Annotated in this window: 1 protein-coding gene; it reads right to left on the reverse strand. The window is 66.9% G+C overall.

Annotation, left to right across the window (positions count from 1 at the left end; genetic code table 11):
* A partial coding sequence (locus ACT84W_RS09295; RefSeq protein WP_444328997.1) for a CDP-alcohol phosphatidyltransferase family protein occupies positions 1-514 on the reverse strand: 514 nt, incomplete at both ends.

Below are 514 nucleotides of genomic sequence, written 5' to 3' on the forward strand. Positions count from 1 at the left end.
CCGCGGTGATGGCCGAGCACACGATGCCGGCGTAGACCAGGAAGATCCCCAGGCAAGCGGGTTCCGCGTTCACGCCCGGGAGCCACGGGACGTCAACCAGGCCGAGGCCGCCGAGGACCGGCAGGCCGAGCAGGCAAAGCGAGAATCCGGACATGAGCAGCGCGGTCGTCACCTTGCCGATGAAGACGACGTCGAGCGGGCGAGTGCGGTACCTGGTGAGGATCGCGCCGCCGATGGCGAGGTAGACGTCGCGCCCGATGACGAAGATCGGGACCCAGAAGGGAAGCTCCCCCACGACGAGGAGGCCGAGGACACCGGTGAACAAAAGGACACGGTCCATGATCGGGTCCATGATCTTGCCGAGCCAGCTCACGGTCTGGGTCCTGCGGGCGATCTGCCCGTCGAGGAAGTCGGTCACCGCGGCGGTCGCGTAGCACGCGAGGGCCACGTATCGGTTCACGCGCCCGCAGAAGAGCACGAGGAAGACGACGGTGAGGATGAGCCTGCAGAACGT

The organism is Paratractidigestivibacter sp., assembly GCF_052362415.1.
In the GTDB taxonomy this organism is placed as follows: Bacteria; Actinomycetota; Coriobacteriia; order Coriobacteriales; family Atopobiaceae; genus Paratractidigestivibacter.